Source organism: Saccharopolyspora hordei (genome assembly GCF_013410345.1).
Lineage (GTDB): Bacteria > Actinomycetota > Actinomycetes > Mycobacteriales > Pseudonocardiaceae > Saccharopolyspora > Saccharopolyspora hordei.
Map to the genome: position 1 here is coordinate 2,231,813 of NZ_JACCFJ010000001.1, position 25,154 is coordinate 2,256,966.

Below are 25,154 nucleotides of genomic sequence, written 5' to 3' on the forward strand. Positions count from 1 at the left end.
GGCCTCGACGGCGTCGGCGCAGGCCCCTCCGGCGTGATCAGGCGCGGGTGCGGCGGTTGCGTCGGACGCGGGCGGTGACGAACCAGGCGACCGCGGCCAGCACCACGACGACCACCACCTGCTGGAAGGACCCGACGTAGGCCTCCACCCGCCACCAGTTCTGGCCGAGGGAGTACCCGGCGAGCACCAGCGCGGAGTTCCACACCAGGCTGCCGAGCGCGGTGAGGACCAGGAACGGCAGCAGCGGCATCCGCTCCACCCCGGCGGGCAGGGAGACGAAGCTGCGGAAGACCGGCACCATCCGGCCCAGGAACACGGTCCCGCCCGAGCCAGGCGCCGAGCCAGTACAGCACCACGGCACCGACGACGGAACCGAGCGCGGTCCCCAGGACCGCGCCGGGTCGCGGCGCTCGAGCGGGCGCTGGCGCGGCGCTTCCTCGAACCGGACCGGGCCGAGCGGCTGCGCCGCCGGGTGGAGGAGCTGTCGGTCACCCGGGCAGCCGTGGTGGCGGCGGTCCGCGAGGAGCGCCGCCGCATCGAACGTGACCTGCCCGACGGCGTGCAGCAGCGGCTGGTGGCGCTGGGCGTCCTGATCGGCCGGGCCCGCCGTGCGGACGGCGACCGGGCGGCCGAGCTGCTCGCCCAGGCCCACCAGGAGACCCAGGAAGTGCTGCAGGACCTCCGCGACGTCGCGTGGCGGGTGTACCCGGCCGCGCTGGACGCGGGTGGTCTGCAGCCGGCGCTGGCGGCGTTGGCGGAGCGGGCCGGGGTGCGGGTCGAGCTGGACCTCGCGGTGGGGACCCGGCCGGAGGTGGACGTGGAGGCGGTGGCGTACTTCGTGGTGTCCGAGGCGGTGACGAACGCCGCCAAGCACGCCGCCGCGAGTGTCGTCGGCGGCCGGGTGCGACGGGGAGCGGGGTGGCTCGTGGTCCGGGTCGAGGACGACGACGCCGGTGGTGCCTCGGTGTCGGGCGCAGGGCTCTCCGGCCTGGCGCGGCGCGTGGCGGCGTTGGACGGGAGGTTCACAGTGGACAGTCCGGTGGGCGGGCCGACGGTGGTCACCGCGGAGCTGCCGTGCGCGTGATCCTGGCCGACGACGCGACGCTGCTGCGGGAAGGGCTGGTGCGGCTGCTCGCCGAGGAGGGGCACGAGGTCGCCGCCGCGGTCGGCGACGCGCCGAGCTTGCTGTCCGAAGTGGACCGACACCGGCCGGGCGTCGCGGTGGTCGACGTGCGGATGCCGCCCACCCACACCGACGACGGGCTGCGCGCGGCGCTGGAGATCCGCAGCCGGTTCCCCGAGGTCGGTGTGCTGGTGCTCTCGCAGCACGTCGAGAAGCGCTACGCCGTCGAGCGGATCACCGGCGACCGCGCCCGCGTCGGCTGCCTGCTCGAGGACCGCGTGGTGCAGGTCGACGAGTTCCTCGACGCCCTCGAGCGGGTCGCCCGCGGCGGGGTGGCGCTCGACCCGGAGGTGGTTCGCCGCCTGCCGTCCACCGCGGCCCGGGACCCGCTCGCCGACCTGGCGCCGCGCGAGCGGGACGTGCTCGACCAGATGGCGCAGGGCCGGACCAACGCGGGGATCGCGGCCCACCTGCACGTCTCGCAGAGCGCGGTGGACAAGCACGTCAACTCGATCTTCGGCAAGCTCGCCCTGCCCCGCGCCACCGGCTGCAGCCGCCGGGTCCTGGCGGTCCTGCGCTACCTGGAGTCCAGTTCGGACGGTGGTCGCGGCTAGCGCACGGCTCCCGGAACGGCGTCGGCCCGGCTCGCCGCAGCGAACCGGGCCGACGCCGGTGTCACACCGGGAGCGCGCGCCTCACCCCACCGGGGTGTGCTGGCGCTCCTGCTGCCGCTTGCGCGACGCCAGGTAGCCGACCACCACCGCGACCACCAGGACCGGCGTGATGTAGAGCGCGATGCGGGTCTCCTCGTCGAAGGCCAGCAGCACCACGACCAGCGCCAGGAACGCCAGCACCACGTAGTTCGACCACGGGGCGAACGGCATCCGGAACGTGCCGGCCGGGAGGTCACCGCGCGCCACCTTGCGCCGGTAGCCGAGGTGCGCGATGAGGATCATCGCCCAGGTGAAGATGGCCCCGACGGTGCTCGCGCTGGTGATGTAGGTGAACGCCTGTTCCGGCACGAAGTAGTTGAGCACCACGCCGATCAGCATCACGCAGAACGTCACGGCGATCGCCCGCGCCGGCACCGCCCGGCCGCTGAGCCGCGCCACCGCCCGCGGGGCCTGGCCGTCCAGGGCCAGCGTGCGGATCATCCGGCCGGTCGAGTAGATGCCGCTGTTGCACGACGACAGCGCCGCCGTGGTCACCACGAAGTTCACCACGCCCGCGGCGGCCGGGATGCCGATCAGGGTGAAGGCGTGCACGAACGGGCTGCCGTCGGCCGGGAACTCGAACCACGGCACCAGCGCGGTCAGGGCGACCAGCGCGCCGACGTAGAAGATCAGGATCCGCCACATGACCGCGTTGATGGCCCGGGGCAGCACCTTGGTCGGGTTGCTGCTCTCGCTGGCGGTCTGCCCGACCATCTCCACGCCGATGAAGGCGAACATGACGATCTGGAAGGCCAGCAGGGCGGAGATGCCGCCGTTGGGGAAGAACCCGCCGTGCGACCAGATGTTGCTCAGCGACGCGGTCGGCCCGACGTCGCTGAACCCGAAGACCAGGATCAGCGCGGCCAGCACGATGAGGCCGATGATGGCCACCACCTTGATCAGCGCGAACCAGAACTCGAACTCGCCGAACAGCTTCACCGCGATCAGGTTCACGCCGCTGAGCACGACCAGCGCGCACAGCGCCGGGATCCACTGCGGGACCTCCGGGAACCAGAACTGGAAGTACTGGCCGACCGCGGTGATCTCGGCCATGCCGGTGACGATCCAGACCAGCCAGTAGCCCCAGCCGACCGCGAACCGCGCCCACGGTCCGACGAACTCACCGGCGTACTCGGCGAAGGAACCGCTCACCGGGCGGTACATCAACAGCTCACCCAGGGCGCGCATCACGAAGAAGATCATCAGGCCGGCGATCGCGTAGTTCAGGATCAGACCGGGGCCGACCTGGTGCAGCGCCTTTCCGGAACCGAGGAACAACCCGACGCCGATCGCACCGCCGATGGCGATCATGTTGATGTGCCGAGTGCTCAGGTCCTTCCGGTACTCCTCGGTCGCTGGTTGGCTCATCGAAGTGAACTCCTCCAAGGACGGGTGCGGGTGCGGGGTGGATCCGCGTGGGCCGCCGCCCGCAACGCGTTGCTCGGCAGCGTGTTTCGCTGGAGCTGCGCAGATACTCCGGCATCCGGCCTTCACTGGCAAGAGTTCCAGCCCAGTTGACCTCGCGCACCCCCGGCTGCGATCGAATCGATATCTCAACTCGGTCGGGCGAACGTCGTTTTCCGGGCATGCAGGGCGAATCCGATGAGTCCTGGGTCACACCCGACGTGTCCGTCCTCAGTGGATCACGCGCATGAGAAAGACCGGTGCGCGCGGACAGAGGTCCGCGCGCACCGGTCGTCGAGCGCTGGGAACCGTCAGAGGTTCGGGTACAGCGGGTGCTTGGTCGCCAGCGCCTCCACGCGGGCGCGCAGCTTGGCGCTGGTGGTCTCGTCGAAGCCCGGCTTGAGGGCCTCGGCGACGATGTCGGCGACCTCGGTGAACTCGGTCCGGCCGAACCCGCGGGTGGCCAGCGCCGGGGTGCCGATGCGCAGCCCGGAGGTCACCATCGGCGGGCGCGGGTCGTTCGGCACCGCGTTGCGGTTGACCGTGATGCCGATCTCGTGCAGCCGGTCCTCGGCCTGCTTGCCGTCCAGCTCGGAGTTGCGCAGGTCGACCAGCACCAGGTGCACGTCGGTGCCGCCGGAGACCAGCTGCACCCCGGCCTCCCGGGCGTCGTCGGCCAGCAGCCGCTCCGCCAGGATCTGCGCGCCCTCGAGGGTGCGGCGCTGCCGGTCCTTGAACTCCTCACCCGCGGCGATCTTGAACGCCACCGCCTTGCCCGCGATGACGTGCTCCAGCGGGCCGCCCTGCTGGCCGGGGAACACCGCCGAGTTGAACTTCTTGGTGAACTCCTCGTCGGAGGACAGGATCACGCCACCGCGCGGACCGCCGAGGGTCTTGTGCGTGGTGGTGGTGACGACGTGGGCGTGCGGCACCGGGTTCGGGTGCAGGCCCGCGGCCACCAGGCCGGCGAAGTGCGCCATGTCGACCATCAGGTAGGCGCCGACCTCGTCGGCGATCTCCCGGAACCGCTTGAAGTCCAGCTGCCGCGGGTAGGCCGACCACCCGGCGATGATCAGCTGCGGCTCGTGCTCGCGGGCCAGCCGGGCGACCTCGTCCATGTCGACCCGGTGGTCGTCCTCGCTGACGTGGTACGGCACCACGTTGTAGAGCTTGCCGGAGAAGTTGATCCGCATGCCGTGGGTCAGGTGCCCACCGTGCGCCAGGTCCAGGCCCATGATGGTGTCGCCCGGCTTGAGCAGCGCGAACATCGCCGCCGCGTTGGCCTGCGCGCCGGAGTGCGGCTGCACGTTGGCGAAGGAGGCGCCGAAGAGCTCCTTGATCCGGTCGATGGCGAGCTGCTCGACGACGTCGACGTGCTCGCAGCCGCCGTAGTAGCGGCGGCCCGGGTAGCCCTCGGCGTACTTGTTGGTCAGCACGGAGCCCTGCGCTTCGAGCACGGCCTGGGGGGCGAAGTTCTCCGAGGCGATCATCTCCAGCGTGGTCTGCTGGCGGTCGAGTTCAGCGCGGACCGCCGCCGCCACCTCTGGGTCCACCGCGGCCAGCTGATCGTTGAACAGGTCCGGTGTCGACATGGTGTTGCCTCCTGTTGTGTCTCTCAGGCGTTGCGGCGGTAGAACGGCAGCTCGACGACCTGGACCGCGACGGCCTTGCCGCGGATGTCGACCTGCAGCTGCGTGCCGGGTTCGCTGTGGTCGCGATCGACGTAGGCCATCCCGATCGGGTGGCCCAAGGTCGGGGACGGCGCGCCGCTGGTCACCACGCCGACCTCGGCGCCGTCGGCGTCCAGCACGCGGTAGCCGTGCCGGGGCGCGCGGCGCTGGTCGGTGGTCAGACCCACCAGGGTGCGTTCGGTGGGCTTGTCCGCGAGGGCGGCCAGCGCCTCCTTGCCGACGAAGTCGCCGGGCTTGTCGAGCTTGACCACCCGGCCGAGGTTGGCGTGGAAGGGAGTGAGGTCGGCGGAGAGCTCGTTGCCGTACAGCGGCATCCCCGCCTCCAACCGCAGCGTGTCGCGGCAGGACAGCCCGGCCGGCTGCAGCCCGTGCTGCGCGCCGGACTCGGTCAGCGCCTGCCACACGGCCTCGGCGTCACCGGGCGCGGTGAACAGCTCGAAGCCGTCCTCGCCGGTGTAGCCGGTGCGTGCCAGCAGCACGTCCTTGCCCGCGACCCGGGACGGGTAGCCCGCGTAGTACTTGACGCCGGAGAGGTCGGTGTCGGTCAGGGGCTCCAGGATCGCCACGGCGTTCGGGCCCTGCACCGCGATCAGCGCGTGGTCGTCGGAGACGTCCTCGTGGCGGGCGTCGAACCCGGTGACCCGCTCGGCCAGCTCGGCGGAGACCACGGCGGCGTTCGCGGCGTTGGCCACCACCAGGAACTCCTGCTCGGCCAGCCGGTAGACGATCAGGTCGTCCAGCACACCGCCCTGCGGGTTGCAGATCATGGTGTAGCGGGCGCGGCCGGGCTTGATCGCGGAGGCGTTGGCCACCAGCGCGTAGTCCAGCGCGTCGGCGGCCTGCGGACCGCTGATCCGGATCTCGCCCATGTGGGTCAGGTCGAACAGGCCGGCGGCGGTGCGCACCGCGTTGTGCTCGGCGGTGTCGCCCGAGTAGCGCAGCGGCATCTGCCAACCGGCGAACTCGGTGAAGGTGGCTCCGAGCGCCTCGTGCACGTGGTGCAGGGGCGTCCGTCGTGGCGACGACATGGTTGTTGTGACTCCTCCTGGTGGGCGCCGGTCGGCAGTCGAGGGCCGGTCAGCTCACTGCGCCCAACCTTACGGGGGCACCTCGACCCCGACCTGCGCGGGCTTGGCGCTGGTCGGGCGGTCTCCCCGGAGTCATTGGCCTGAGAGTTTCGCCACCGTCGAGCGGTGACTTGCACCGTGGGCGAGGAGCGTCGTCGCTCCTGCTTTTCTCCGTGATCGCCTGGTGCCGTGCGGTGCCGGTGCCTGAGAGTTTGCTGGGGAGTATTGCTCCTTCGGCGCTCCGGTCCCGCCTGGGCCGGAGTCTCTCCCGCACGACGTCATCGGCGCTGTATTGGGTTGTGCGACTTGGACGCTACGAACCCCCGGTGACCCACGTCAACCGGACGGGCGAGTGATCTCGTGCTGACCCGCGGTCGCCGACCGGGGCGTTGCGGAGGCGTCCCCTCCCGGTCACCGGGTGTCGCCGGGGGTGCGGCTCTTCTCGCGCAGCTCGCGGTACTGCGTGCGCAGGCCGTCGATGAGGGCTTCGAGGGCGAGCTCAAAGCTGGCCTCGTCGATCTCCGCGGCGTGCTCGCGGAGCAGGTGGGCCTTGCCCAGGTGCGGGAAGCGCTCGTCGTAGAGCTCCGCGTCGTCCGGGAAGCCGCCGCTGAACGACCCCATCGCCGAGCCCACCACCAGGTACTTCGTCGAGGCGCCGATCATCGTGGCGTAGCGCTGCGGCCAGCCCGCGCTGGTCAGGCCGCCGTGCACCGCGTCGGCGCGGCGCAGGGCGTTCTCCCGGCGGGCCGGGCCGGAGGCCAGGAACGGCACCAGGTTGGGGTGGGCGACCAGCGCTGCCCGGTAGGAGCGGGCCCAGACGCGCAGGCCGGTCGTCCAGTCCTGCTCGAAGCCGGAGACGTCGACCGCGGCCATGACGTCGTCGGCGATCTCGTGCAGCAGGTCTTCCTTGGTCGAGACGTGGTTGTACAGCGAGGCCGCGCGCACCCCGAGCCGTTCGGCGAGCCGGCGCATGGACAGCGCTTCGAGCCCCTCGGCGTCGATGATCTCCAGACCGACGCGGCGGATGCGGTCCGGTGACAACCGGGGAGTGGTCGGTCTGGGCACGGCGTCTCCTCGTCGATCCCTTGCCACGCTCGTCAGCGTCGTCCTAGGCTGCCACAAAACTAACGATGTTAGTTAGATGGCCGCAGGGAAAGGATCCGGCGATGGTCGACTTCTCGCTCTCCGACACCGAGCGCGACATCAGGGACTGGGTGCGCAACTTCGTGCAGCGCGAGCTCGTCCCGCTGGAGCCCGAGGTGCTGCGTCGGGAGCGGGCCGGTGAGCGGGGCCTGACCAAGGACGAGCAGCGCGAGCTGCAGCTGAAGGCGAAGGAAGCCGGCTTCTGGGGCATCCAGACGCCCGAGGAGTACGGCGGGATGGGCCTGTCGGCGGTGATGTCGGCGCTCATCGAGGTCGAGCTCGGCCGCACCTACGTGCCGTTCCGGTTCGGCGGCTACGCCGACAACATCCTCTACCACGCCAACGAGGAGCAGAAGCAGCGCTACCTGCTGCCGACCATCGAGGGCACGCGCAAGTCCTGCTTCGCGATCACCGAGCCGGGCGCCGGGTCGGACGCCAAGCACCTGCGCACCACGGCGGTCAAGGACGGCTCCGAGTGGGTGATCAACGGCGAGAAGACGTTCATCACCGGCGGCATCGACGCCGACTTCGTCATGGTCTTCGCCGTCACCGACAAGGAGAAGGGTGCCGACGGTGGCGTCACCTGCTTCCTGGTCGACCGCGAGATGGGCTGGAAGTCCGAGCCGATCGACATCATGGGCCCGTGGGAGCGCCAGCCCGCGTCCCTGGTCTTCGACAACGTGCGGGTGCCGGAGGGCAACGTGCTCGGCGAGGTCGGGCACGGGTTCAAGCTCGCCATGCAGTGGATCGGCCGCGGCCGCTACATGCTGCCCGCCCGGGCGCTCGGCGCCTGCGAGCGGCTGGTCGAGATGGGCATGGAGTACGCCAAGCAGCGCGAGACCTTCGGCAAGCCGATCGCCGAGCGCCAGGCCATCCAGTGGATGATCGCCGACTCGGCCGTGGAGATCGAGGCGCTGCGCTGGCTGGTGCTGCAGGCGGCCTGGCAGATCGACCAGGGCCTGGACTCCCGCCACGCGCAGTCCATCGCCAAGCTCTACGGCGCCACCCGCGCCAACGAGATCGTCGACCGGGTGCTGCAGATCCACGGCGGCATGGGCTACACCAAGGAGCTGCCGATCGAGCGCTGGTACCGCGACCTGCGGCTGCTGCGGATCTTCGAGGGCACCGACGAGATCCAGCGGCGCACCCTGGCCCGCAACCTGCTCAAGGGCCACGCGTCGGTTCGCGGAGTGCTCGGCTGACCACGCTCCGCGGGTAGCCTGGGGGTGGTGCCGTGACGCCGATCCCCGGGAGAAGAGATGTCGCTGTTCAAGAAGGTCGCGGAGTTCGCCAGCAGCCCGCAGGGCAAGAAGGTGATCGACCAGGCCAAGAAGTACGCCTCTGACCCGAAGAACAAGGAGAAGATCGAGCAGGTCAAGAACAAGCTGCTCGGCGGCAAGGGCGGCAAGACGCCCTGACCCACTGATCACCGAACGGCTCCCGGCGGTTCCGGGGGCCGTTCGTCCTTCCGGGCCCCGCCCGCGGCGGCAGCGGGCGGCGCACCACGGCGCTCGATCCTGGTCCCCGGGGTGCCCAGGTCGGTTAGGCTTCGCGCGCATCGACGTCGATGGGCAGGAGCGGACCCATGTCGCAACCGCAGTGGCCGGGGAATCCGCCAGGGGCGGGCAGACGCGTGCCGCCCCACCAGCAGCCGCCGCAGCGCGGCCCGGTCCCGCCGCCGGGCTCGTCGCGGCGACCCGCCCCACCGCCTGCGCAGCAGTCCCTGCGCGGGCAGCTCCCCCCGCCGCCGCAGCCGCCCTCGTCCTCCGAGGAGGCTCCGCAGCGCCCGGGGGCGGTGCTCGCGGCCGCTGCGCTCGGCGGGGTCACGGCGCTGGTCGTGCTCGGCGTCGCCGTTCACACCCTCGTCGCCGGGCTCGCGGGGGCCAGCGGGGGAGGGGAGGTCGCCGTGGTGCTGCTGGCGCTCATCGTCGGCTCGGTCGGCGCCGCGCACGCGCTCGGGGTCTACCGGCTGCTGCACCCGCGCTCCCCGGACACCGGGACGATGGCGCTGGCCGGCTGGACCACGGTGGCCGTCACCGGCTTCGGGGTGGTCCGCTCGGTCCGCGGGCGCGGGGACGGCCCCGACCCGCTCACGTTGCTGGTGTGGGGCGGCCTGGCCGCCGTGGTGATCGCGTTGCTGGTGCTCATCACGCGCCCGTCCGTCACGCGGTGGGTGCAGGCGCGCGCCCGCGGGCGCGGCTGAGCGCCGGCGTCAGCGCCGCCGGCGGGCGAAGACCACGCGGTCGACCAGCACGAACTTGACCACGAACATGACCGCGTAGGTGCCCAGGAACGCGCCCCAGACGACCGCGACCTGCGCGCTGCGCGCGTCCGGGAACACGGTGCGCGCGAGGTCGTCGGCGTGGTGGGTGGCGAGCGCGGCCAGCAGCGCGGTGGTCACCGAGATGACCGCGTAGCGCAGCACCTCGCCGCGCAGGCCCGCCCGGCCGGTGCTGCCCCAGGTGCGCCGGTTGAGCGTGAAGTTCGGGATGGCGCCGGCCAGCCACGCGGTGACCGTCGCCGCCACCGGGACCGCGCCCAGGGCGTAGACGACGAGGAAGACGAGCTGGCTGATCGTGGTCGCCACCACCGACGCCGCGGCGAACCGGCTGAGCAGCCGCCAGTACCGCCTGGCGCCGGTCGCCGTCTGCGCTGCCATACCGCCTCCGTGTCCCCTCGGCCGGAGACGATACCCAGCGGCCTCCGCCCGGCCGTCGAACCCACCTGGTCGTCCGAGCGCGGGCGGCGAGGATTGGGCCGCGTGGCGGCTGGAATATACCAACGAGTCGATGCACACTTGATCGCGAACGTTGCGGTCGCGGTCAAGGGCCGTGGTACGGGGAGCGGTGCCCCGGGCGCGGAGTCGACGACTCCCCACCCGGGGCACCTACCGTGTGTCGGGGGGCTTCCACACGGTTCTACTGAACAGTAACTCGTTCAGTACACGTCAGCGATACGACACGTGGGTCAATCTTCGCGCAGCGTCAACACCGAGGGTTCCCGCCGGAACCCGACCGGATGACGGCTTCCCCGAAGGTCTCAGCTGCGCACCGGGTCCGCTTCCTCGGCCTCGACCGCGGCGCGGTCCGCGCGGATCACCCGGACGGTGTAGACGAGGGCGGCCACCCAGGCCACCGCGATGAGCGAGTAGAGGACCGTGGGCGTGGGCGCGGGCAGGCCGAAGTCCTTGACCAAGGTGCGCGCGTTGGTGAGCACGATCAGCCCGCCGGCGCCGACCCCGATCAGCCGCATCGGCACGACGCGCACCAGGTAGGCGGCCAGCGGCGCGGCGACCACACCGCCGAGCAGCAGCGCGCCCACGGTCAGCCAGGACAGCCCCTGCTGCGCGAGGGAGAACAGGAAGCCCAGGCTCGCCGCGGCCGCGATGAGGAACTCGCTGGTGTCCACCGAGCCGATGACCTTGCGCGGCTCGACCCGGCCGGTGCTCAGCAGGGTCGGGGTCGCCACCGGGCCCCAACCGCCACCGCCGGTGGCGTCCACGAACCCGGCGACCAGGCCGAGCGGGGCGAGCAGCTTCGGGCTGACGCCGGTGAGCTGCCGCCGGCGCAGCGGTCGGAAGGCGAACCGCACCAGCACGTAGACGCCGAGCACGAGCAGGACCGTCGACATCCACGGCTCGGCGGCCTCGGTGGAGAGGTTGCTCAGCACGGTGGCGCCGAGGAACGCCCCGATCGCCCCCGGCACGCCGAGCGAGAGCACGACGCGCCAGTCCACGTTGCCGAACTTCCAGTGGGAGACGCCGGAGGCCACCGACGTGCCCAGCTCGGCGAGGTGCACCGAGGCGGAGGCCACCGCCGGGCTCATCCCGGCCGCGAGCAGGATGGTCGTCGACGTCACGCCGTAGGCCATGCCCAGCGAGCCGTCGACCAGCTGCGCGATGAAACCACCGAGCGCGAAGATCAGGAACGCTTGCACGATGTCTCCGAGGGTGCGAAGGGGATGCCGGAACCGGCGTGCGGGACGACGCGCGCAGCGGGGCGCAGCCGGAACGGGTGGGGTTTGGAGCGGGGCAGTGCGTGCGGGGCTACCGCGCGTCCCGACACCCTGCGGAGGTGACGCGGCGGAGGTCCACGTGGAGTCGCTGCACGAGCAGCCGCCACTGATCGCCATGCGTCATGCGGGTCAGTGAAACAGATGCCGCCGTCGAGTGGCACCGCCTCCCAGACTGCGGGAGGCCGGGTTGCGGTGATCGCGACGATCTGTGCGCAAGGCCACCTGAGGCGGTGGACGATCTCGCGACAGCGGTCGGCCGCACTGCTCGCGGGCGTCGCGCGCGGGCGTCCGCTGTGGACCGACGCGGGTTCGGCGCGGTGCGCGGCGACCGCGGGCGGGCGTCGCGATCACGTCCATGACCTGCGGCAACGGCGTGGCGATCATCGTCCGTCCGGCGGCCGGGACCGGGGCTGGCCGTGGTGGAGCTGAGCGCTGTCCCCGTGCGCCGTCGTTATCGGGAGGTCATCTTCTCTCGATACCCAGAGTGATTGTCCGCGTGATGTCCGTGGCGTGATGTTCAGGTGAGCGGGGGATAGCTTGCGCCTGTTGATGACTCTCAGCTACGTTCGCCGCTCGTACGTCACGGTTCGGTCACGACGACGCCTCGCTCCCCCGAGAGGTGATCCCCGCGCCCCCGAGCGGGCAGTGGCCGGACCTCCCCGAGACGGAAGGTGGAGATGGGCAAGCACCGCAAGGAGGGTGGTCGTACCCCGAAGGCCGCCCTCCCCCTACGGAACAAGGTCTTCGCAGCGGTGGTGGCCGGTGGTGCCTTCGCCGCCGTGGGACAGCCACTGGCTGCGGCAGGCGGGTCCGAGGCCCCGCACCGCAGCACCGCGGTGCACCCGCTCGCCGGGACCAAGCCGCTGAACCGAGCGATCACCGGGACCCCGACCAGCCCGGCCTCGGTCCAGCTGCTGGCGCCGGCGCCCGCCACCGACTCGGCCCGGGAGTCGGCGCAGGTCGACAAGGCCGAGGCCATCGCGCGGGCCCGCGCGGAAGCCGAGCGCGCGGCCGAGGCCAAGCGGGCTGAGGAGGAAGCGGCCCGCAAGGCGGCGAACAGCTTCGTCAAGCCGGCGGAGGGCACCTTCACCTCCGGCTTCGGTGCCCGCTGGGGCTCCAGCCACCGGGGCATCGACATCGCCAACAAGATCGGCACCCCGATCCGCGCGGTGACCGCGGGCACCGTGATCGACGCCGGCCCGGCCAGCGGCTTCGGCCAGTGGATCCGGATCAAGCACGACGACGGCACGATCACCGTCTACGGCCACATCAACACCATCGACGTCGACGAGGGCGACCGGGTCGGCGCCGGCGACCAGATCGCCACGATGGGCAACCGCGGCCAGTCCACCGGTCCGCACCTGCACTTCGAGGTGCACGTGGACGGCACCAAGACCAACCCCCTGCCGTGGCTGCGCGACCGCGGCATCGAGGTGCGGTGAGCACCTCCCCCTGAGCAGCCGCCCGGGACCTGGAATCCCCCGACAGGTTCCGGGCGGCTTCCCATCCCGCGGGTCAGTCCGCGGCGGTCTCGGCGGGCGTGTCGTCCTCGAGGCGCTGCCGGAGCCAGCTGAGCGTGCGGGCCAGCAGCCGGGAGACGTGCATCTGGGAGATGCCGATCTGCTCGGCGATCTGGGTCTGCGTCATGCCGCGGAAGAACCGCATCACCAGGATCCGCCGCTCCCGGTCCGGCAGGGTCTCCAGCAGCGGCCGCACCATCTCCCGGTTCTCCACCTCGGCGAGCTCGGCGTCGTCGGAGCCGATCGCATCGCCCAGAGGGATCTCGTCGGTGTCGGTGAGCAGCTCGTCCAGCGACGCGCTGCGGTAGGCGTTGCCCGCCTCCAGGCCGTGGTAGACCTCGTCGACGCTGATGCCGAGGTGCTTGGCCAGTTCGCTCGGCGTCGGCGCCCGGCCCAGCTCCTGCGACAGGCGGGAGATCGCCGCCGACACCGACAGGTGCAGCTCCTGCAGGCGGCGTGGCATCCGCACCGCCCAGCCGGTGTCGCGGAAGTGGCGCCGCACCTCGCCCATGATCGTCGGGACCGCGTAGGACAGGAAGTCCACCCCGCGCTCCGGGTCGAACCGGTCCACCGCGTTGATCAGGCCCAGGGTGGCGACCTGCGTCAGGTCCTCCTGCGACTCACCGCGGTGGCTGAAGCGGCGGGCGATGTGCTCGGCCACCGGCAGGTGCTCGGTGACCAGTTTGTCCCGCAGCTCCGAGTAGCGGGGGTCTTGCTTGTCCAACTTCGCGAGCTCGCCGAAGAGCGGCGCCAGCCGATCGTAGCGCTCGTTGCGCGAATGTGCCGTCGGCTTGGAGTCCGCTCGTCTCACACGTGTGCCGTCCGTCCTTTGGTCAACTCGATCCGCACCAGGTTGCTGCCGTCACCGGCAGCGTGACCCGACTCGACCGAGGTTGACACATCGTCGGCAAGAGCGCTCAACACGCGCCAGCTGAACGTGTCCTTCCGCGGCCCGAAGGCGTCGTGGCTCGCCACCTCGGCGGTCATCGACAGCTCGTCGTCCGTGGTCCGGAACCGGCACACCAGGGTCGCGTCCGGTGCCGCCAACCGGATCAGCGAGGAGCAGGCCTCGTCCACCGCCAACCGCAGGTCGGCGATCGAGTCCACGTCGTAGTCGGCGCGCATCGCGAGGTCTCCGACGACAGCTCGCATCACCGCCAGCTGGGTGGGCTCGGCCGCGGTGCGCACCTCGACCACGCTCGTTGCGGATGTCATCGGCTCGCCCCTCGCGACCTCGCGTTCCACGCTCATCCCGGGCCACCTCGTCTCGGTCGGTGCGGCGCGACCATCACTCGCAGTCACCTGCGTACCCGAGCCCCGGACCGAACAAACGGACGCTCCGGGTCACACGAGGCTGCTCCAGTAGTCCCAGAACCGCACCAGGATCAGAACGACGATCACCAGATACCACAGGACTAGCACCACGCTGTGGACCTTGTGAAGCGCCACGCCGAGGGAACGGCCCCCGCCGAGGTGGCTCTCGGTGAGGTTGTGCAGCGTGGTGTACCAGAACAGCGCGATGGTGACGACCCACACGACCATGCAGTACGGGCACAGCGCGCCGATCTCGTAGAGGCTCTGCACCACCAGCCAGTGGATGAAGACCACCGCGAGGGTGGTGCCCGCCTGCATCCCCAGCCAGAACCAGCGGGGCGGGCGGAAGCCGGCCAGCACCGCGACCCCGGCGGTGACCACCACCGGGAACGCAGCCACCCCGATCAGCGGGTTCGGGAAGCCCAGCAGCGCGGCCTGCGGGCTGTCCATCACCGAACCGCAGGAGACGATCGGGTTGATGCTGCAGGTCGGCACGTAGTCCGGGTCGACCAGCTTCTCCAGCTTCTCGACGACGAGCGCGAAGGAGCTGGCCAGCCCGACGAGCCCGCCCACGACGTAGAGCCAGCCCAGGCCGCGGGGCTGCCGGGGCGCGCTCGGGTCCTCGGGCGCGGTCCGGTCGACGGCGTGGGCGGTGGTCACTTGGCCAGCTCCGCGTCCAGCTTGCTGCGGAAGGCCTGGGCGACCTGCTCCCAGGTCTTCACGTCGGCGCCCGGCTCGAACTTGCGGCCGTTGATGAAGAGGGTCGGGGTGCCCTTCACCCCGGCGCGGTCGCCGTCCGCGAGGTCGGCGTCGATCTTGGCGCTCACCTGCGGCGAGGCGGCGTCCGCGCGGAACTTCGCCACGTCCAGGCCGATGCGCTGGGCGTACTGCTCGAACAGCCCCTGCGCCTTGGCCACGTCCTCGGAGACCTTGCCGTCCGGGGTGACCGCCCACTCCATGTAGTTGTCGTAGAGGGCGTGGTACATCTCGCGGTACTTGCCCTGCAGCGCGGCGGCCTCGGCGGCCTGCGCGGCCGGCCGGGCCAGCGGGTGGGCCTTCTGCAGCGGGTAGTTGCGGGTGACGAAGTTGATCTTGCCCGCGTACTCCTGCTCGACCTTCTTGGTCAGGTTCGTGTAGTAGTCCCAGCAGGCGGGGCACTGGTAGTCGAGGAACTCGACCACCGTGACCTTGCTGTCCGGCGACTCGAGGAGCGCGTTGCTGTCCGGCTTGCGCAGCAGCTCGGCCGCCACCGGCGGGCCGGCGGGCTGCTCGGCACTGGTGCCGCCGTCGCGGTTGAACCACAGCACGCCGCCGATCACGCCCACCGCCACCACGACCACGATCGCGGTGAGGATGACGTTGATGGACGGCCCGCTTCCCTTGGTCAGCGGATTCGTGTTCTTCGACATCGGGGCTTTCACCTTCGGCCTGGTCCAGGGGGTGCGTCCAGTTTCCCGCATTCACCCTGTCGTGGATCGGAGCGGGGTGGGACTCACAGCTGTCTCACAGGTCGCTCTCAGCTTCGGCCGGTTTGCCGTTCCTCGCCGCTCGGGTACGCAAGGTCGCGTGAACGACCCGCTGCGCTTGGTCGACCGGTCCGAGCAGGCCAGGCTCCGCGCCTGGCGCGGTGGCACCTGGCACGAGCCGACGCTGGCGACCCTGACCCACCACCGGTTCTCCGACTCCGACTGGCTGTTCGAACGCAAGCTGGACGGGGTGCGGGTGATCGCCGGCTGCGACGGCGGCCGCCCGGTGCTGTGGTCGCGCAACCGCAAGCGGGTCGACGCCGCCTACCCCGAGGTCGTGGACGCGCTGGTGGAGCAGTGCGCCGACCGGTTCGTCATCGACGGCGAGGTGGTCGCCTTCGAGGGCGACCGGACCAGCTTCGCCCGGCTGCAGAAGCGCATCCACCTCACCGACCCGGAGGCTGCCCGGCGGACCGGGGTGGCGGTGCACTACTACGTGTTCGACCTGATCGCCTTCGGCGGCGTGGACCTGACCGGGCTGTCGCTGCGCACCAGGAAGCGGCTGCTGCGCGAGTGCTTCGAGTTCGCCGACCCGCTGCGGTTCAGCGCTCACCGGGTGGGCGACGGCGAGGCGTTCTTCCGCGAGGCCTGCCGCCGCGGGTGGGAGGGCCTGATCGCCAAGCGCGCGGACCGGCCCTACCGGGCCGGGCGCAGCCGCGACTGGCTGAAGTTCAAGTGCGTCTCGGACCAGGAGTTCGTCATCGGCGGGTTCACCGACCCCAAGGGCGGTCGGTCCGGCTTCGGCGCCCTGCTGATCGGCTACTACCAGGGCGGGCGCCTGCGCTACGCGGGCAAGGTCGGCACCGGCTACGACGAGCGGACGTTGCGGGAGCTGCGGGCCGAGCTGGACCGTCGGGCCCGGACGAGCTCGCCCTTCGCCGACGACGTCGCCGAGCCGGGGGCGCACTGGGTGGCCCCGGAGCTGGTGGCCCAGATCGGCTTCACCGAGTGGACGGAGGACGGCAAGCTCCGCCACCCCCGGTTCTCCGGACTGCGCAACGACAAGCGCCCCGAGGACGTGGTCCGCGAGGCCTGACCCTCACACCTGTCGTGAGTGCGGGAACCGGCTGGGACCGGCTTCCGCACTCACGACCCCCACGGAACCTCAGCGGCTGATCTCGATCGCGGCGTTGCTGGCCGCCGGCTGCACCGGGACTTGGGTCTGTGCAGGACTGGGGCTCCACGCCGCGAGCAGGACGGTCGTGACGACCATCAACACCGTTCCGACAACCGACACGATCGTGCGGCTGTTGCTCTGCATGGCGAGTGCCTCCGGCTTTCGTGCGCAGGGATGAGGGTGGATCGCGGCGACGCCTGACCGGCGTCCCACCAGGGGTGTCGCCGCCGAGTGGAACAACGTTAGCGACCTGCTCACATGTTCCTCCTGTGATGCGGAACTCCCTGGTCAGGGGCGGTTTTCGGCTCCCTGCAACGGCTTTCGTCGCCCGGCGTGGTGGGTCGATGACCCTGCGTCGTCCAGCCGCGTGCGCAGGGGCTTCACCGGGTCGGGCGCGTCGTTTTCCCCGTAGCGGCAGGTGAAGGATCAGTCGCCGGTTGCAGTGGATCACCGGCGCTCCCGCGCGTGCGCACTCGGTCGCCGTCGGTGTCGGCTCGTTGACCCGGCGTGTCGACCTCGGGCGGGAGGTGCGCGGCCGGGGCTGCCAGCAGCTGCAGGTGACGGATCGGTGGCGCGGCGGTCCCCGTCGGCCGCGAGGCAGGATCTCCACCGCTGCAAGGGGAGGATCATCGATCTCGTCGTTCGCACCGACGCGCTGCGCGGGTCTCCGTCGCCGTGGGCGATGGGTCGACGACCCTCTGTGGCGTGTCGGCTGCACGGAGGATTCCCCGTCGCTGCGCGCGAAGGATCACCCGGGCGCTCAGGAGCCCGAGACGCTCGTCGGGTCGTGCGACCAGAACCCCGCTCCCTGCAAGTGGTGGATCAGCAGCTCCCCGGAGCGGACCACGTGCTCGTGCATCGTCTCCCGCGCGGCGACCGGGTCGTGCTGGCGCAGCGCGATCAGCAGCGCGCGGTGGTCGTCGGCCGCCATCTGGCGCCAGCCGGGCAAGGTCGCGGCGACGTGCTGGGGCGCGTAGCGCACCGCGATGCCCAGGAACCACGCCAGCTTCGGCGACTCCGCGACCTGCCACAGCAGCGCGTGGAAGCGCGTCACCAGTCCGCCCATGTCGGCCAGCACGAACTGCGCGGCGAACTGCATCTCCTCCACCAGGGCGGCGAGTTCGGCGAGTTCGTCGGCACCGATCCGCTCCGCGGCGCGGGCGGTGAGCTCCCCGGCGATCCCGGCCAGCAGCTGGTGCGCGTCGGCGAAGTCGTGGCGGCTCAGCGGGGCCACCGTGAAGCCGCGGCGTGGTTCCAGGTCGACGAAGCCCTCGCCGCGGAGCGTCAGCAGTGCCTCGCGGACCGGGGTGACGCTGACCCCGAGGTGGTCGGCGAGCCGTTCCAGGTGCAGGTGGTCGCCCGACCGGAGGCGGCCGGTGATGATCCACTCACGCAGCCGGCCGGCCAGCTCGTCGGGCAGCCGCGGGGACTGCGCGCGCGTCGCCGCGTGGCTCACCGCTCGGACACCTCCTGCGGCGTGCCGGTCGTGGACCGCGTCGCGAGCGGGGCGGCCGCGAGTGTGTCGCGTGTCACGGGGAACTTGATACCACCCGTCGCAAGTAGTTGGTTCGGTCCGTGGACGTTCCTCGCCTGGCTGACCTGCTCGACCTCGCCGAGCGGGGGGCCGACCGGTTCCTCGGCGGCACGCAGCCGCTGCCCCGGCCCCGCACCTTCGGCGGGCTGTTGCTGGCCCAGTCGATCGCCGCGGCGGGCCGCACCGTGCCCGCGGACCGGCCGGTGCACTCGATGCACGCGCTGTTCGTGCGGGCGGCCGACGCGGCCTCGCCGGTGGAGTACGCGGTCGACCGGGTCCGGGACGGCGGAGCGACCTCGTCGCGCCGGGTGATCGCCAGCCAGGGCGGGGTCGAGGTGTTCACCGCGCTGGTGTCGTTCCAGCGCGACCGCGACGGGCTGCGGCACCAGGCCGAGCCGCCGTCGGCGACGGCGCCCGAGGAGCTGCCGCCGCTGCACGAGCGCTTCGCCGACTCCGACGTGCCGGTCCCGGACTGGTGGCGCCTGCCGCGGGCGATCGAGCTGCGCCACGTCGACCGCACCCCGTACCCGCCGCCGGTCGAGCCCGTCGACGACTCCCGGCACCTGGTGTGGATGCGCGCCCCGGAGAAGCTGCCGGACGAGCCCCTGCTGCACGCCTGCGCGCTGGCCTACGCGTCGGACATGACCCTGCTGGAGCCGGTGTTCCTGCTGCACGGCGTCGACCGGCACGCCACGGGGGTGCAGCTGGCCAGCCTGGATCACGCCATGTGGTTCCACGAAGACCTCCGAGCCGACGAGTGGCTGCTCTACGACCAGGACTGCCCGGTGGCGGCGGGCGGCCGCGTGCTTGGACGCGGCAACGTCTTCGACCGTTCCGGCCGGCACGTCGCCACGGTCGCCCAGGAGGGCCTCCTGCGCATCCCCCGCTGATCCCGCCTCACCCCGGCCCCCGCGGCGCGACCTCAACGCCCGCCCGCGCCCACCGCGACGAGGCGAAGGGCACCTCCCGTGGACGTCGCTGCGGGGGTCGGGAGGCGGGGCGGCGAGTGGGGGTGGGGGTGGGTTCCCGGCCGGTATCGTTCCTCTCGTGGTAGCTGATCCTGCCGAGAACCCAGCCGACGTCACGCACGCGTTGGCTCGCAAGCGACTCCAGGACGTGCCGGCCCTCACCGAGCGGCTGATGGCCGCCATCTTCACCGACAACCCCGAGTGGACCGACTACAGCCCGGTCCCGAAGGAAGACCTGTGGGAGGGCTGCCGGCAGTACCTCGAACGCATCCTGCAGATCGTCAGCGGCCAGGTGCCCGGGCCCGACGGCGACGACGTGGCCGCCGAGATCGGCCGCCGCCGCGCCGAGCAGGGCGTGCCGCTGGAGGTGATGCTGCGGACCTTCCGCCTCGGCGGCCGGGTCGTGTGGGAGGCGCTGGTCGACCAGGCGCACCAGGACGGCGCGGACCCCGACGCGCTGCTGGGCGTGGCGACCTCGATCTGGAGGGTGATCGACGGACTGTCCTCGACGCTGTCCACCTCGTACCGCAACACCGAGATGGAACGGGTGCGCCGCGACGACCAGCGGCGGCACGCCCTGGTGGAGGACCTGCTGGCCGGTCGGGCGCGCGACATCGCCTTCGCGCAGCGCACCGCCAAGGAGCTGGACCTGCCGACCGGCGGGAACTACGTGGTGGTCGTCGCGGCCATGACCGACGACGGCGGGTTCGCGCTGCGCGGGCACCACGACGCGCTGACCGCGCTGCACGTCCGGTCGGTGTGGCAGGTGCGCGCCGACTCCCTGGTCGGCTTGGTGGCGCTGGAGCAGCGGGACAAGGACCTGGTGCTGGAGGCGCTGCGGCCGCTGGCGCGCGGCCGGGTCGCGGTGTCGCCGACGGTGCGGGGGCTGGCCGAGGTGGGGCTGGCCCACCAGCTCGCGACGACCACGTTGGGCACCTCCTCCTACGGCGCCTCGGAAGTGGTGACCCTGGAGGAGCGGTTCCCGGAGGCGCTGCTGGTGCAGTCGCCGGACCTGGCGCAGCGCCTGCTGGAGTCGCAGCTCGGCCCGGTGCTGGAGCTGCCGGTCCGGGAGCGGGACATGCTGCTGGAGACGCTGACCGCGTGGCTGGAGGAGAACTGCTCCACCGCCAACGCCGCGGTCCGCCTGCACTGCCACCGCAACACGGTGCTCAACCGCCTGCACCGCATCACGTCGCTGATCGGCCAGCCGCTGCACGGCCGCACCGCCTACGTGTCGCTGTCGCTGGCCCTGTCGGCGCTGCGCCTCCGCGACGGCCTGCGCGACTGACGCGCGGACGCGCACCGGCGGCACCGGTGCGCGTCCGTCAGGTGGAGATCAGCGCTGTGCTGCGACGTGGAGGGAGTAGACCATCCGCCCGCCCGGGTACTCGCTGACGCTCCAGACGTCGTGGCCGCCGTCCGCGGTCGGCCACAGCGCGAGGTCCTCCGCGCCGACGGGCGCCGGCTCCTGCGCGGCAGGCGCGAGCACCTCGCCGGGATCGCGTTCCGTCAAGTACAGGACGCTGTTGTCGTTCTCGCCCGCCTCGTGCGGGCCGTTGGTCTTGCTGAGGTACCAGCGGCCGTCGACGCGCAGGGCCCCCTGCACGTTGGTCGGCTCGAGCCGGTGCACCTCGTCGGCCCGCCAGAGGTGGCTGGGATCGGTGATCTGCTCGCCCCGGTCGTCGAGGGAGTCGGCGAGCCGCCAGGCGGCCGCCCGTCCCGCCACTTCCTGGTTCTGGTCGCAGTACTCACCCGCGATGAGGTGGTGGTCCGGGGTGCTGCGGTCGAGCGAGACGTAGGAGAAGACCATCGCCTCGTCCTCGGCGCTGCACCTCGTCCCCTGCGCAGCGGTGACCTCCCAGGCCGCCACCTGCGGCATCACGTAGCGGTAGCCGTGGCCGTGGTAGGTCCCGTCGTGCCTGCCGATCTTGTCGGGGTCCTCCGTGGTGCCGTTCGACGCCGCCCCCAGGTCGTAGATGTGGCGCATGTCGAACACCCGGAACCCGGCCGCGGTGTCGGCCACGTAGAGGAAGTCGCCGTACCAGACGATCCCGCCCGCGTGCAGCGACTTGTCCTGGCCGGTCAGCACGCTCCGGTAGCTCGGGGCGCCGTTGTCGTCGATGACCGGGTAGGCGAGCAGCACGTGCCGGTAGGCGTTCGTCTGCTTGTCGAGGAAGGTGATGCGGACGCCCTTCTCGATCCCGTTCTCGTGCTCCTCCTCCTCGGTCGGGCCGTTCGTGACCTCGTGGTCGTACCAGCTGACGAGGATCGCCTGCTCGGGGCCCGCGAGCTGGCCGCCCTGCGCGTCGGCGGCGGTGGTGACGCCCTGCGGGTACCAGTAGCGCACGTCGTCGTCGCCGGACTGGAAGCAGAAGCTCTCGGCCACGTCGGGCAGCTCGTCCGCGTCGTCGTCATCGATGGCGCCGGCGTTGCAGGCCCCGTCGGCGTCGTGCTCCGCGGTCCGGTTGGCCTCGGCGAGGACGTCGCTCACCGTGACCCTCGGCAGCTCGGCGTCGAGCCGGGCGACCGCGTCCCGGACCGCGTCCCCCTGGTCGTCGGGCCGGAGTTCGAAGTTCGCCGGGTCCAGCGGGTCGGGTTCCGGCGCCGCCGTCGCCGCGGGCACCGCCGTGGCCAGCAGCCCCACCGCGGCCAGCGCGACCCCCGTCGCGGTGCGCAGCCGCCAGCGGCCCGCCCCCGCGGACCTGCGTCGGTCGATGTTCACGTCGCACCCCCAGATGCGTGCTGTGTGATCACGTGACCGGGGCAGGCTAATGGGTGGACGGGGTCGCGACGCGTGTGGATCGGCTGTCCGTCACACCATCGGAGCAGTGGGCCGCCGAGGCGTCCGTTCCCACGGTCGAGCGATCTCCGTCGCTCACCGCACCTGTGCAATGACGACACCCGGGCGCTCCCACACTCCGGACCCCGGCGCCGTCCTGACCGCCGGGTCCGGCACGACCTCCGCCTGTCCGTGCCTGCGGACCCCCTGAGTTGTGACCGGCGTCTCGGACACGGAGGGTGCCGCTGGTGTCACCTGGAGTGCGCGCCGGGCGGAGGACTGTGCGAGTTGCACAGTCGCGCTGGGAGAAGTCTGGGCGAGCGGGCATAGCGCCCGAGTGGTCGCGCTCACGACACTCTGGGTGAGGATTGCCCGCTCGATCCGGGCTCTCCGCAACCGGCGCGTGCGTACGAAGGAGCACAGCGAAGTGCAGGAGTTCGACCTTCTCGTGGTGGGTGGCGGCCCCGGTGGGTACGTCGCCGCGATCCGGGCCGCGCAGCGCGGCCTCTCGGTCGGAGTGGTGGAAAAGGAGCGGCCCGGTGGGGTCTGCCTGAACTGGGGCTGCATCCCGACCAAGGCGATGCTGCGGTCGGCCGAGGTCTACGAGACCGTGCAGCACGCGGCCGAGTTCGGGATCAACGTCGAGAACGTCAGCGTCGACTACGACGCGATCCGCCGCCGCAAGAGCAGCGTCGTCAAGGGGCTCACCGACGGCGTCGCCGGGCTGCTGAAGAGCAACGGCGTCACCGTCATCAACGGCCACGCCCGGTTCACCGGACCGACCACCGTGGACGTCTACGCCACCGGCGACTCGCCGCTGGGCGCCGACGGCCCGCGCTACGCCGCCGAACCGGCGGGCGGGGCGCCGATCGAGCAGGTCAAGGCCCGCGATGTCATCATCGCGACCGGTTCGGTCCCCGTGCAGCTGCCGCTGCCCGGCGCGGACCTGCCCGGCGTGATCACCTCGGACGGCGCCTTCGGTCTCGAGGAGGTGCCGCGGCGCATCGCCATCATCGGCGGCAGCGCGGTCGGCGCCGAGTGGGCGACGCTGTTCAGCACCCTCGGCAGCGAGGTCAGCATCATCGAGATGCAGAAGACCCTGGTGCCCGCCGAGGACGTCGAGGTCGGCAAGGCGCTGGGCCGCTCGTTCAGCAAGCGCGGCATCAAGGTCCTCACCGAGGCCACCGTGTCCCGCGTGGACGAGTCCGCCGACGGCCTGACGGTGACCGTCGACGGCGCCAAGCCGCAGAAGATCGACGTCGACGTGGTGCTGGTCGGCGTCGGCCGCAAGCCCAACACCGCCAACCTCGACCTGGACAAGACCGGGGTGGCCACCACCGAGCGCGGTTTCATCACCGTCGACGACACGCTGCGCACCAACGTCGAGCACGTCTACGCCATCGGTGACGTCACCGGCAAGGCGCTGCTCGCGCACGTCGCGTCCCACCAGGGCGTCGTCGCGGCCGAGACGATCGCCGGCCACCACGCCTCGATCGACTACGACGTCATCCCGGCCGCGACCTTCACCCACCCGGAGATCGCCAGCGTGGGCCTCACCGAGGCGCAGGCGAAGGAAGCCGGTCACGACGTGGTCGCCGCGAAGTTCCCGTTCGCCGCGCTGGGCCGCGCCCAGAGCTACGGCGACACCGAGGGCTTCCTGAAGATCGTCGCCGGCAAGAAGTACGGCGAGGTCCTGGGCGTGCACATCATCGGGCACTCCGCCAGCGACCTGATCACCGAGGGCGCGCTGGCCATGGCGCTGGAGGCCACCCTCGACGAGCTCGCCGAGACCATCCACGCGCACCCGACCCTGGGCGAGATCGGCATGGAGGCCGCGATGGCGGCCCTCGGCCTGCCGGTGCACGTCGCACCGCCCAAGAAGCGCTGAGGAAACAACAGGACACAGGAGCGGTGCGCGGCGCCCCAGAGCCCGGCCGGACCGGCTGAGCCCCGCACCACGCGGCTGCCACCGCTCCTGACCCGATCGAGAAGGGGACCGTGATGGCACAGACGGCCACGCGCAGCAAGCCGTCCACCCGCAGCACCGCCAAGCGGCGCAGCAGCGGGGTACGCGGCTCGAACCGCGGACGCTTCACCGGGGAGTCTCCGGAGCTGCTCCAGGACTACTTCCGGGAGATGACCCTGATCCGCCGCTTCGAGGAGCGCGCGGCGCAGGGCTACACCCAGGCCAAGATCGGCGGGTACTGCCACCTCAACCTCGGTGAGGAGGCCACCGTCGTCGGCCTGATGCGCGCGCTGCGCAAGACCGACCTGCTGTTCACCAACTACCGCGAGCACGGCTACGCCATCGCCAAGGGCATCGAGCCCGGCCGCGTGATGGCCGAGCTCTACGGCCGCACCACCGGCACCTCCAAGGGCTGGGGCGGCTCGATGCACATGTTCGACGTGGAGTCCGGGCTGCTCGGCGGCTACGGCATCGTCGGCGGCCAGATCCCGCTGGCCACCGGTGCCGCGCTGGCCATCGACTACCGCTCCGGCGACCAGGTCGTGATGTGCCAGATGGGCGACGGCACCACCAACATCGGTGCCTTCCACGAGGCGCTGAACATCGCGGCGCTGTGGAACCTGCCGGTGGTGTTCGTGGTGGTGAACAACCAGCTCGGCATGGGGACCACAGTGGACAAGTCCTCCGCGGAGCCGGAGCTGTTCAAGCGCGCCGCGGCCTACAAGATGCCCGGCGAGCGGGTGGACGGCAACGACGTGCTGGCGGTCCGCGACGCGGCGACCCGGCTGGTCGAGCAGGCCCGCAACGGCGGCGGCCCGGCCCTGCTGGAGTGCGTCAGCGAACGGCTCAAGGGCCACTCGGTGGTCGACCCGGCCAAGTACCGCAGCGAGGAGTCGGTGGCCAAGGCCAAGGCGGCCGACCCGGTCCTCGCCTTCCGGGCGCAGTTGATCGAGGCGGGTGTGCTGGACGAGGACAGCGCCGCGGAGATCGAGCGCCAGGCGCAGGCCGAGGCCGACGCGGCGGTCGCGTTCGCCGACGACAGCCCGCACCCGGACCCGTCCACGCTGTTCGACTACACCTACGCCACGCCGGTCGCCAACGACTCCCGACGCCTCCCCGCCGACCCGGTCTTCTGACGCCACTCCCGGGATCGACGCGAACGAGGAACCGTCGCGGTCTTCGCGACACCCCGCCACACGGTCCGTGGGTGCTCCGGGTCGCTCCGGCGACCGGGGACACCCACGGTCCCCCCATTGCTTCTGCAGGAGAAACACC

General features: G+C 71.6%; 24 protein-coding genes, 1 pseudogene and 2 riboswitches. Of the genes and pseudogenes, 11 read left to right on the forward strand and 14 right to left on the reverse strand.

Annotated elements, in window-relative coordinates; translation table 11 throughout:
• Positions 1-37 precede the first annotated feature (37 nt).
• Positions 38-301, reverse strand: a complete 264-nt coding sequence (locus HNR68_RS10460) for a DedA family protein (protein WP_218888254.1) — start codon at positions 299-301, stop codon at positions 38-40.
• Positions 302-400: 99 nt separating this feature from the next.
• On the opposite strand from HNR68_RS10460, the pseudogene HNR68_RS10465 reads away from it, so the two are divergent.
• Both HNR68_RS10465 and HNR68_RS10470 read left to right on the forward strand, forming a co-directional pair.
• Positions 401-1,084, forward strand: a pseudogene (locus tag HNR68_RS10465) (sensor histidine kinase); the annotation flags it as partial.
• Positions 1,075-1,737 (forward strand): response regulator, encoded by a 663-nt coding sequence (locus HNR68_RS10470; protein WP_179719944.1) that lies wholly within the window; start codon positions 1,075-1,077, stop codon positions 1,735-1,737. The pseudogene HNR68_RS10465 and the gene HNR68_RS10470, both read left to right, overlap by 10 nt.
• An 81-nt stretch (positions 1,738-1,818) precedes the next feature.
• Here the strand turns inward: HNR68_RS10470 and HNR68_RS10475 are convergent, their stop codons facing one another.
• From HNR68_RS10475 to HNR68_RS10490, 4 genes are all read right to left on the reverse strand, one after another.
• On the reverse strand, positions 1,819-3,204 hold the full coding sequence (locus HNR68_RS10475; RefSeq protein ID WP_179719947.1) for an amino acid permease: 1,386 nt from the start codon (positions 3,202-3,204) through the stop codon (positions 1,819-1,821).
• Positions 3,205-3,551: 347 nt separating this feature from the next.
• Positions 3,552-4,832, reverse strand: a complete 1,281-nt coding sequence (gene glyA, locus HNR68_RS10480; protein ID WP_179719949.1) for a serine hydroxymethyltransferase — start codon at positions 4,830-4,832, stop codon at positions 3,552-3,554.
• A 23-nt stretch (positions 4,833-4,855) separates the two neighbouring features.
• Positions 4,856-5,959 carry a glycine cleavage system aminomethyltransferase GcvT gene (gene gcvT / locus HNR68_RS10485; RefSeq protein WP_179719951.1) on the reverse strand — a complete coding sequence of 368 codons (1,104 nt, stop codon included), beginning with the start codon at positions 5,957-5,959 and terminating at the stop codon, positions 4,856-4,858.
• A 119-nt stretch (positions 5,960-6,078) separates the two neighbouring features.
• A riboswitch (glycine riboswitch) is annotated at positions 6,079-6,180 on the reverse strand.
• Positions 6,181-6,279, reverse strand: a riboswitch (glycine riboswitch).
• 130 nt (positions 6,280-6,409) lie between these two features.
• Entirely contained in the window at positions 6,410-7,063 is a 654-nt protein-coding gene (locus HNR68_RS10490) for a TetR/AcrR family transcriptional regulator C-terminal domain-containing protein (protein ID WP_179719953.1), read from the reverse strand.
• 101 nt (positions 7,064-7,164) lie between these two features.
• Here HNR68_RS10490 and HNR68_RS10495 point away from each other — a divergent pair, with 101 nt between their 5' ends.
• The 3 genes from HNR68_RS10495 (at position 7,165) to HNR68_RS10505 (ending at position 9,344) form a co-directional block, all read left to right on the forward strand.
• Positions 7,165-8,343 carry an acyl-CoA dehydrogenase family protein gene (locus HNR68_RS10495; RefSeq protein ID WP_179719955.1) on the forward strand — a complete coding sequence of 393 codons (1,179 nt, stop codon included), beginning with the start codon at positions 7,165-7,167 and terminating at the stop codon, positions 8,341-8,343.
• Between the two features lie 57 nt (positions 8,344-8,400).
• Positions 8,401-8,559 (forward strand): hypothetical protein, encoded by a 159-nt coding sequence (locus tag HNR68_RS10500; protein WP_179719958.1) that lies wholly within the window; start codon positions 8,401-8,403, stop codon positions 8,557-8,559.
• A 167-nt stretch (positions 8,560-8,726) separates the two neighbouring features.
• Complete coding sequence (locus HNR68_RS10505) at positions 8,727-9,344, forward strand: hypothetical protein (protein ID WP_179719960.1); 618 nt, start codon at positions 8,727-8,729, stop codon at positions 9,342-9,344.
• A gap of 9 nt (positions 9,345-9,353) precedes the next feature.
• On the opposite strand, the gene HNR68_RS10510 is transcribed toward HNR68_RS10505, so the two are convergent.
• Positions 9,354-9,800, reverse strand: a complete 447-nt coding sequence (locus HNR68_RS10510; protein ID WP_179719962.1) for a GtrA family protein — start codon at positions 9,798-9,800, stop codon at positions 9,354-9,356.
• 380 nt (positions 9,801-10,180) lie between these two features.
• On the reverse strand, positions 10,181-11,077 hold the full coding sequence (locus HNR68_RS10515; RefSeq protein ID WP_179719964.1) for a TSUP family transporter: 897 nt from the start codon (positions 11,075-11,077) through the stop codon (positions 10,181-10,183).
• 755 nt (positions 11,078-11,832) lie between these two features.
• Between HNR68_RS10515 and HNR68_RS10520 the strand changes: the two genes are divergently transcribed.
• Complete coding sequence (locus HNR68_RS10520; RefSeq protein WP_179719965.1) at positions 11,833-12,597, forward strand: M23 family metallopeptidase; 765 nt, start codon at positions 11,833-11,835, stop codon at positions 12,595-12,597.
• A gap of 73 nt (positions 12,598-12,670) precedes the next feature.
• Here the strand turns inward: HNR68_RS10520 and HNR68_RS10525 are convergent, their stop codons facing one another.
• The 4 genes from HNR68_RS10525 to HNR68_RS10540 form a co-directional block, all read right to left on the reverse strand.
• A complete protein-coding gene (locus HNR68_RS10525) occupies positions 12,671-13,486 on the reverse strand; it encodes a SigB/SigF/SigG family RNA polymerase sigma factor (RefSeq protein ID WP_179719967.1) in 816 nt (271 codons plus the stop codon).
• Positions 13,483-13,890, reverse strand: a complete 408-nt coding sequence (locus HNR68_RS10530) for an ATP-binding protein (RefSeq protein ID WP_246330426.1) — start codon at positions 13,888-13,890, stop codon at positions 13,483-13,485. Before HNR68_RS10530 ends, HNR68_RS10525 begins: the two co-directional genes overlap by 4 nt.
• Before the next feature lie 129 nt (positions 13,891-14,019).
• The gene (locus HNR68_RS10535; protein WP_179719971.1) at positions 14,020-14,649 is read right to left on the reverse strand and encodes a vitamin K epoxide reductase family protein; all 630 of its coding nucleotides are present in this window, start codon (positions 14,647-14,649) and stop codon (positions 14,020-14,022) included.
• Entirely contained in the window at positions 14,646-15,398 is a 753-nt protein-coding gene (locus HNR68_RS10540; RefSeq protein WP_179719973.1) for a DsbA family protein, read from the reverse strand. Before HNR68_RS10540 ends, HNR68_RS10535 begins: the two co-directional genes overlap by 4 nt.
• A gap of 157 nt (positions 15,399-15,555) precedes the next feature.
• On the opposite strand from HNR68_RS10540, the gene ligD reads away from it, so the two are divergent.
• Positions 15,556-16,551 (forward strand): non-homologous end-joining DNA ligase, encoded by a 996-nt coding sequence (gene ligD / locus HNR68_RS10545; protein WP_179719975.1) that lies wholly within the window; start codon positions 15,556-15,558, stop codon positions 16,549-16,551.
• Positions 16,552-16,620: 69 nt separating this feature from the next.
• On the opposite strand, the gene HNR68_RS10550 is transcribed toward ligD, so the two are convergent.
• The gene (locus tag HNR68_RS10550) at positions 16,621-16,776 is read right to left on the reverse strand and encodes a hypothetical protein (RefSeq protein ID WP_179719977.1); all 156 of its coding nucleotides are present in this window, start codon (positions 16,774-16,776) and stop codon (positions 16,621-16,623) included.
• A gap of 616 nt (positions 16,777-17,392) precedes the next feature.
• Entirely contained in the window at positions 17,393-18,088 is a 696-nt protein-coding gene (locus tag HNR68_RS10555) for a GntR family transcriptional regulator (RefSeq protein ID WP_179719979.1), read from the reverse strand.
• 119 nt (positions 18,089-18,207) lie between these two features.
• Here HNR68_RS10555 and HNR68_RS10560 point away from each other — a divergent pair, with 119 nt between their 5' ends.
• Together HNR68_RS10560 and HNR68_RS10565 are read left to right on the forward strand one after the other, a co-directional pair.
• The gene (locus HNR68_RS10560) at positions 18,208-19,056 is read left to right on the forward strand and encodes an acyl-CoA thioesterase domain-containing protein (RefSeq protein ID WP_179719981.1); all 849 of its coding nucleotides are present in this window, start codon (positions 18,208-18,210) and stop codon (positions 19,054-19,056) included.
• A gap of 157 nt (positions 19,057-19,213) precedes the next feature.
• Positions 19,214-20,422, forward strand: coding sequence for an RsbRD N-terminal domain-containing protein (locus tag HNR68_RS10565; RefSeq protein WP_179719983.1), 1,209 nt, complete (start codon positions 19,214-19,216; stop codon positions 20,420-20,422).
• A 48-nt stretch (positions 20,423-20,470) separates the two neighbouring features.
• On the opposite strand, the gene HNR68_RS27130 is transcribed toward HNR68_RS10565, so the two are convergent.
• Positions 20,471-21,856: a hypothetical protein gene (locus HNR68_RS27130; protein WP_343050055.1), complete on the reverse strand. Its 1,386-nt coding sequence runs from the start codon at positions 21,854-21,856 to the stop codon at positions 20,471-20,473.
• A 484-nt stretch (positions 21,857-22,340) separates the two neighbouring features.
• Between HNR68_RS27130 and lpdA the strand changes: the two genes are divergently transcribed.
• Together lpdA and pdhA are read left to right on the forward strand one after the other, a co-directional pair.
• Positions 22,341-23,801 carry a dihydrolipoyl dehydrogenase gene (lpdA, locus tag HNR68_RS10575; RefSeq protein WP_179719985.1) on the forward strand — a complete coding sequence of 487 codons (1,461 nt, stop codon included), beginning with the start codon at positions 22,341-22,343 and terminating at the stop codon, positions 23,799-23,801.
• 113 nt (positions 23,802-23,914) lie between these two features.
• Positions 23,915-25,015, forward strand: a complete 1,101-nt coding sequence (gene pdhA / locus HNR68_RS10580) for a pyruvate dehydrogenase (acetyl-transferring) E1 component subunit alpha (RefSeq protein WP_179719987.1) — start codon at positions 23,915-23,917, stop codon at positions 25,013-25,015.
• Positions 25,016-25,154: the final 139 nt, after the last annotated feature.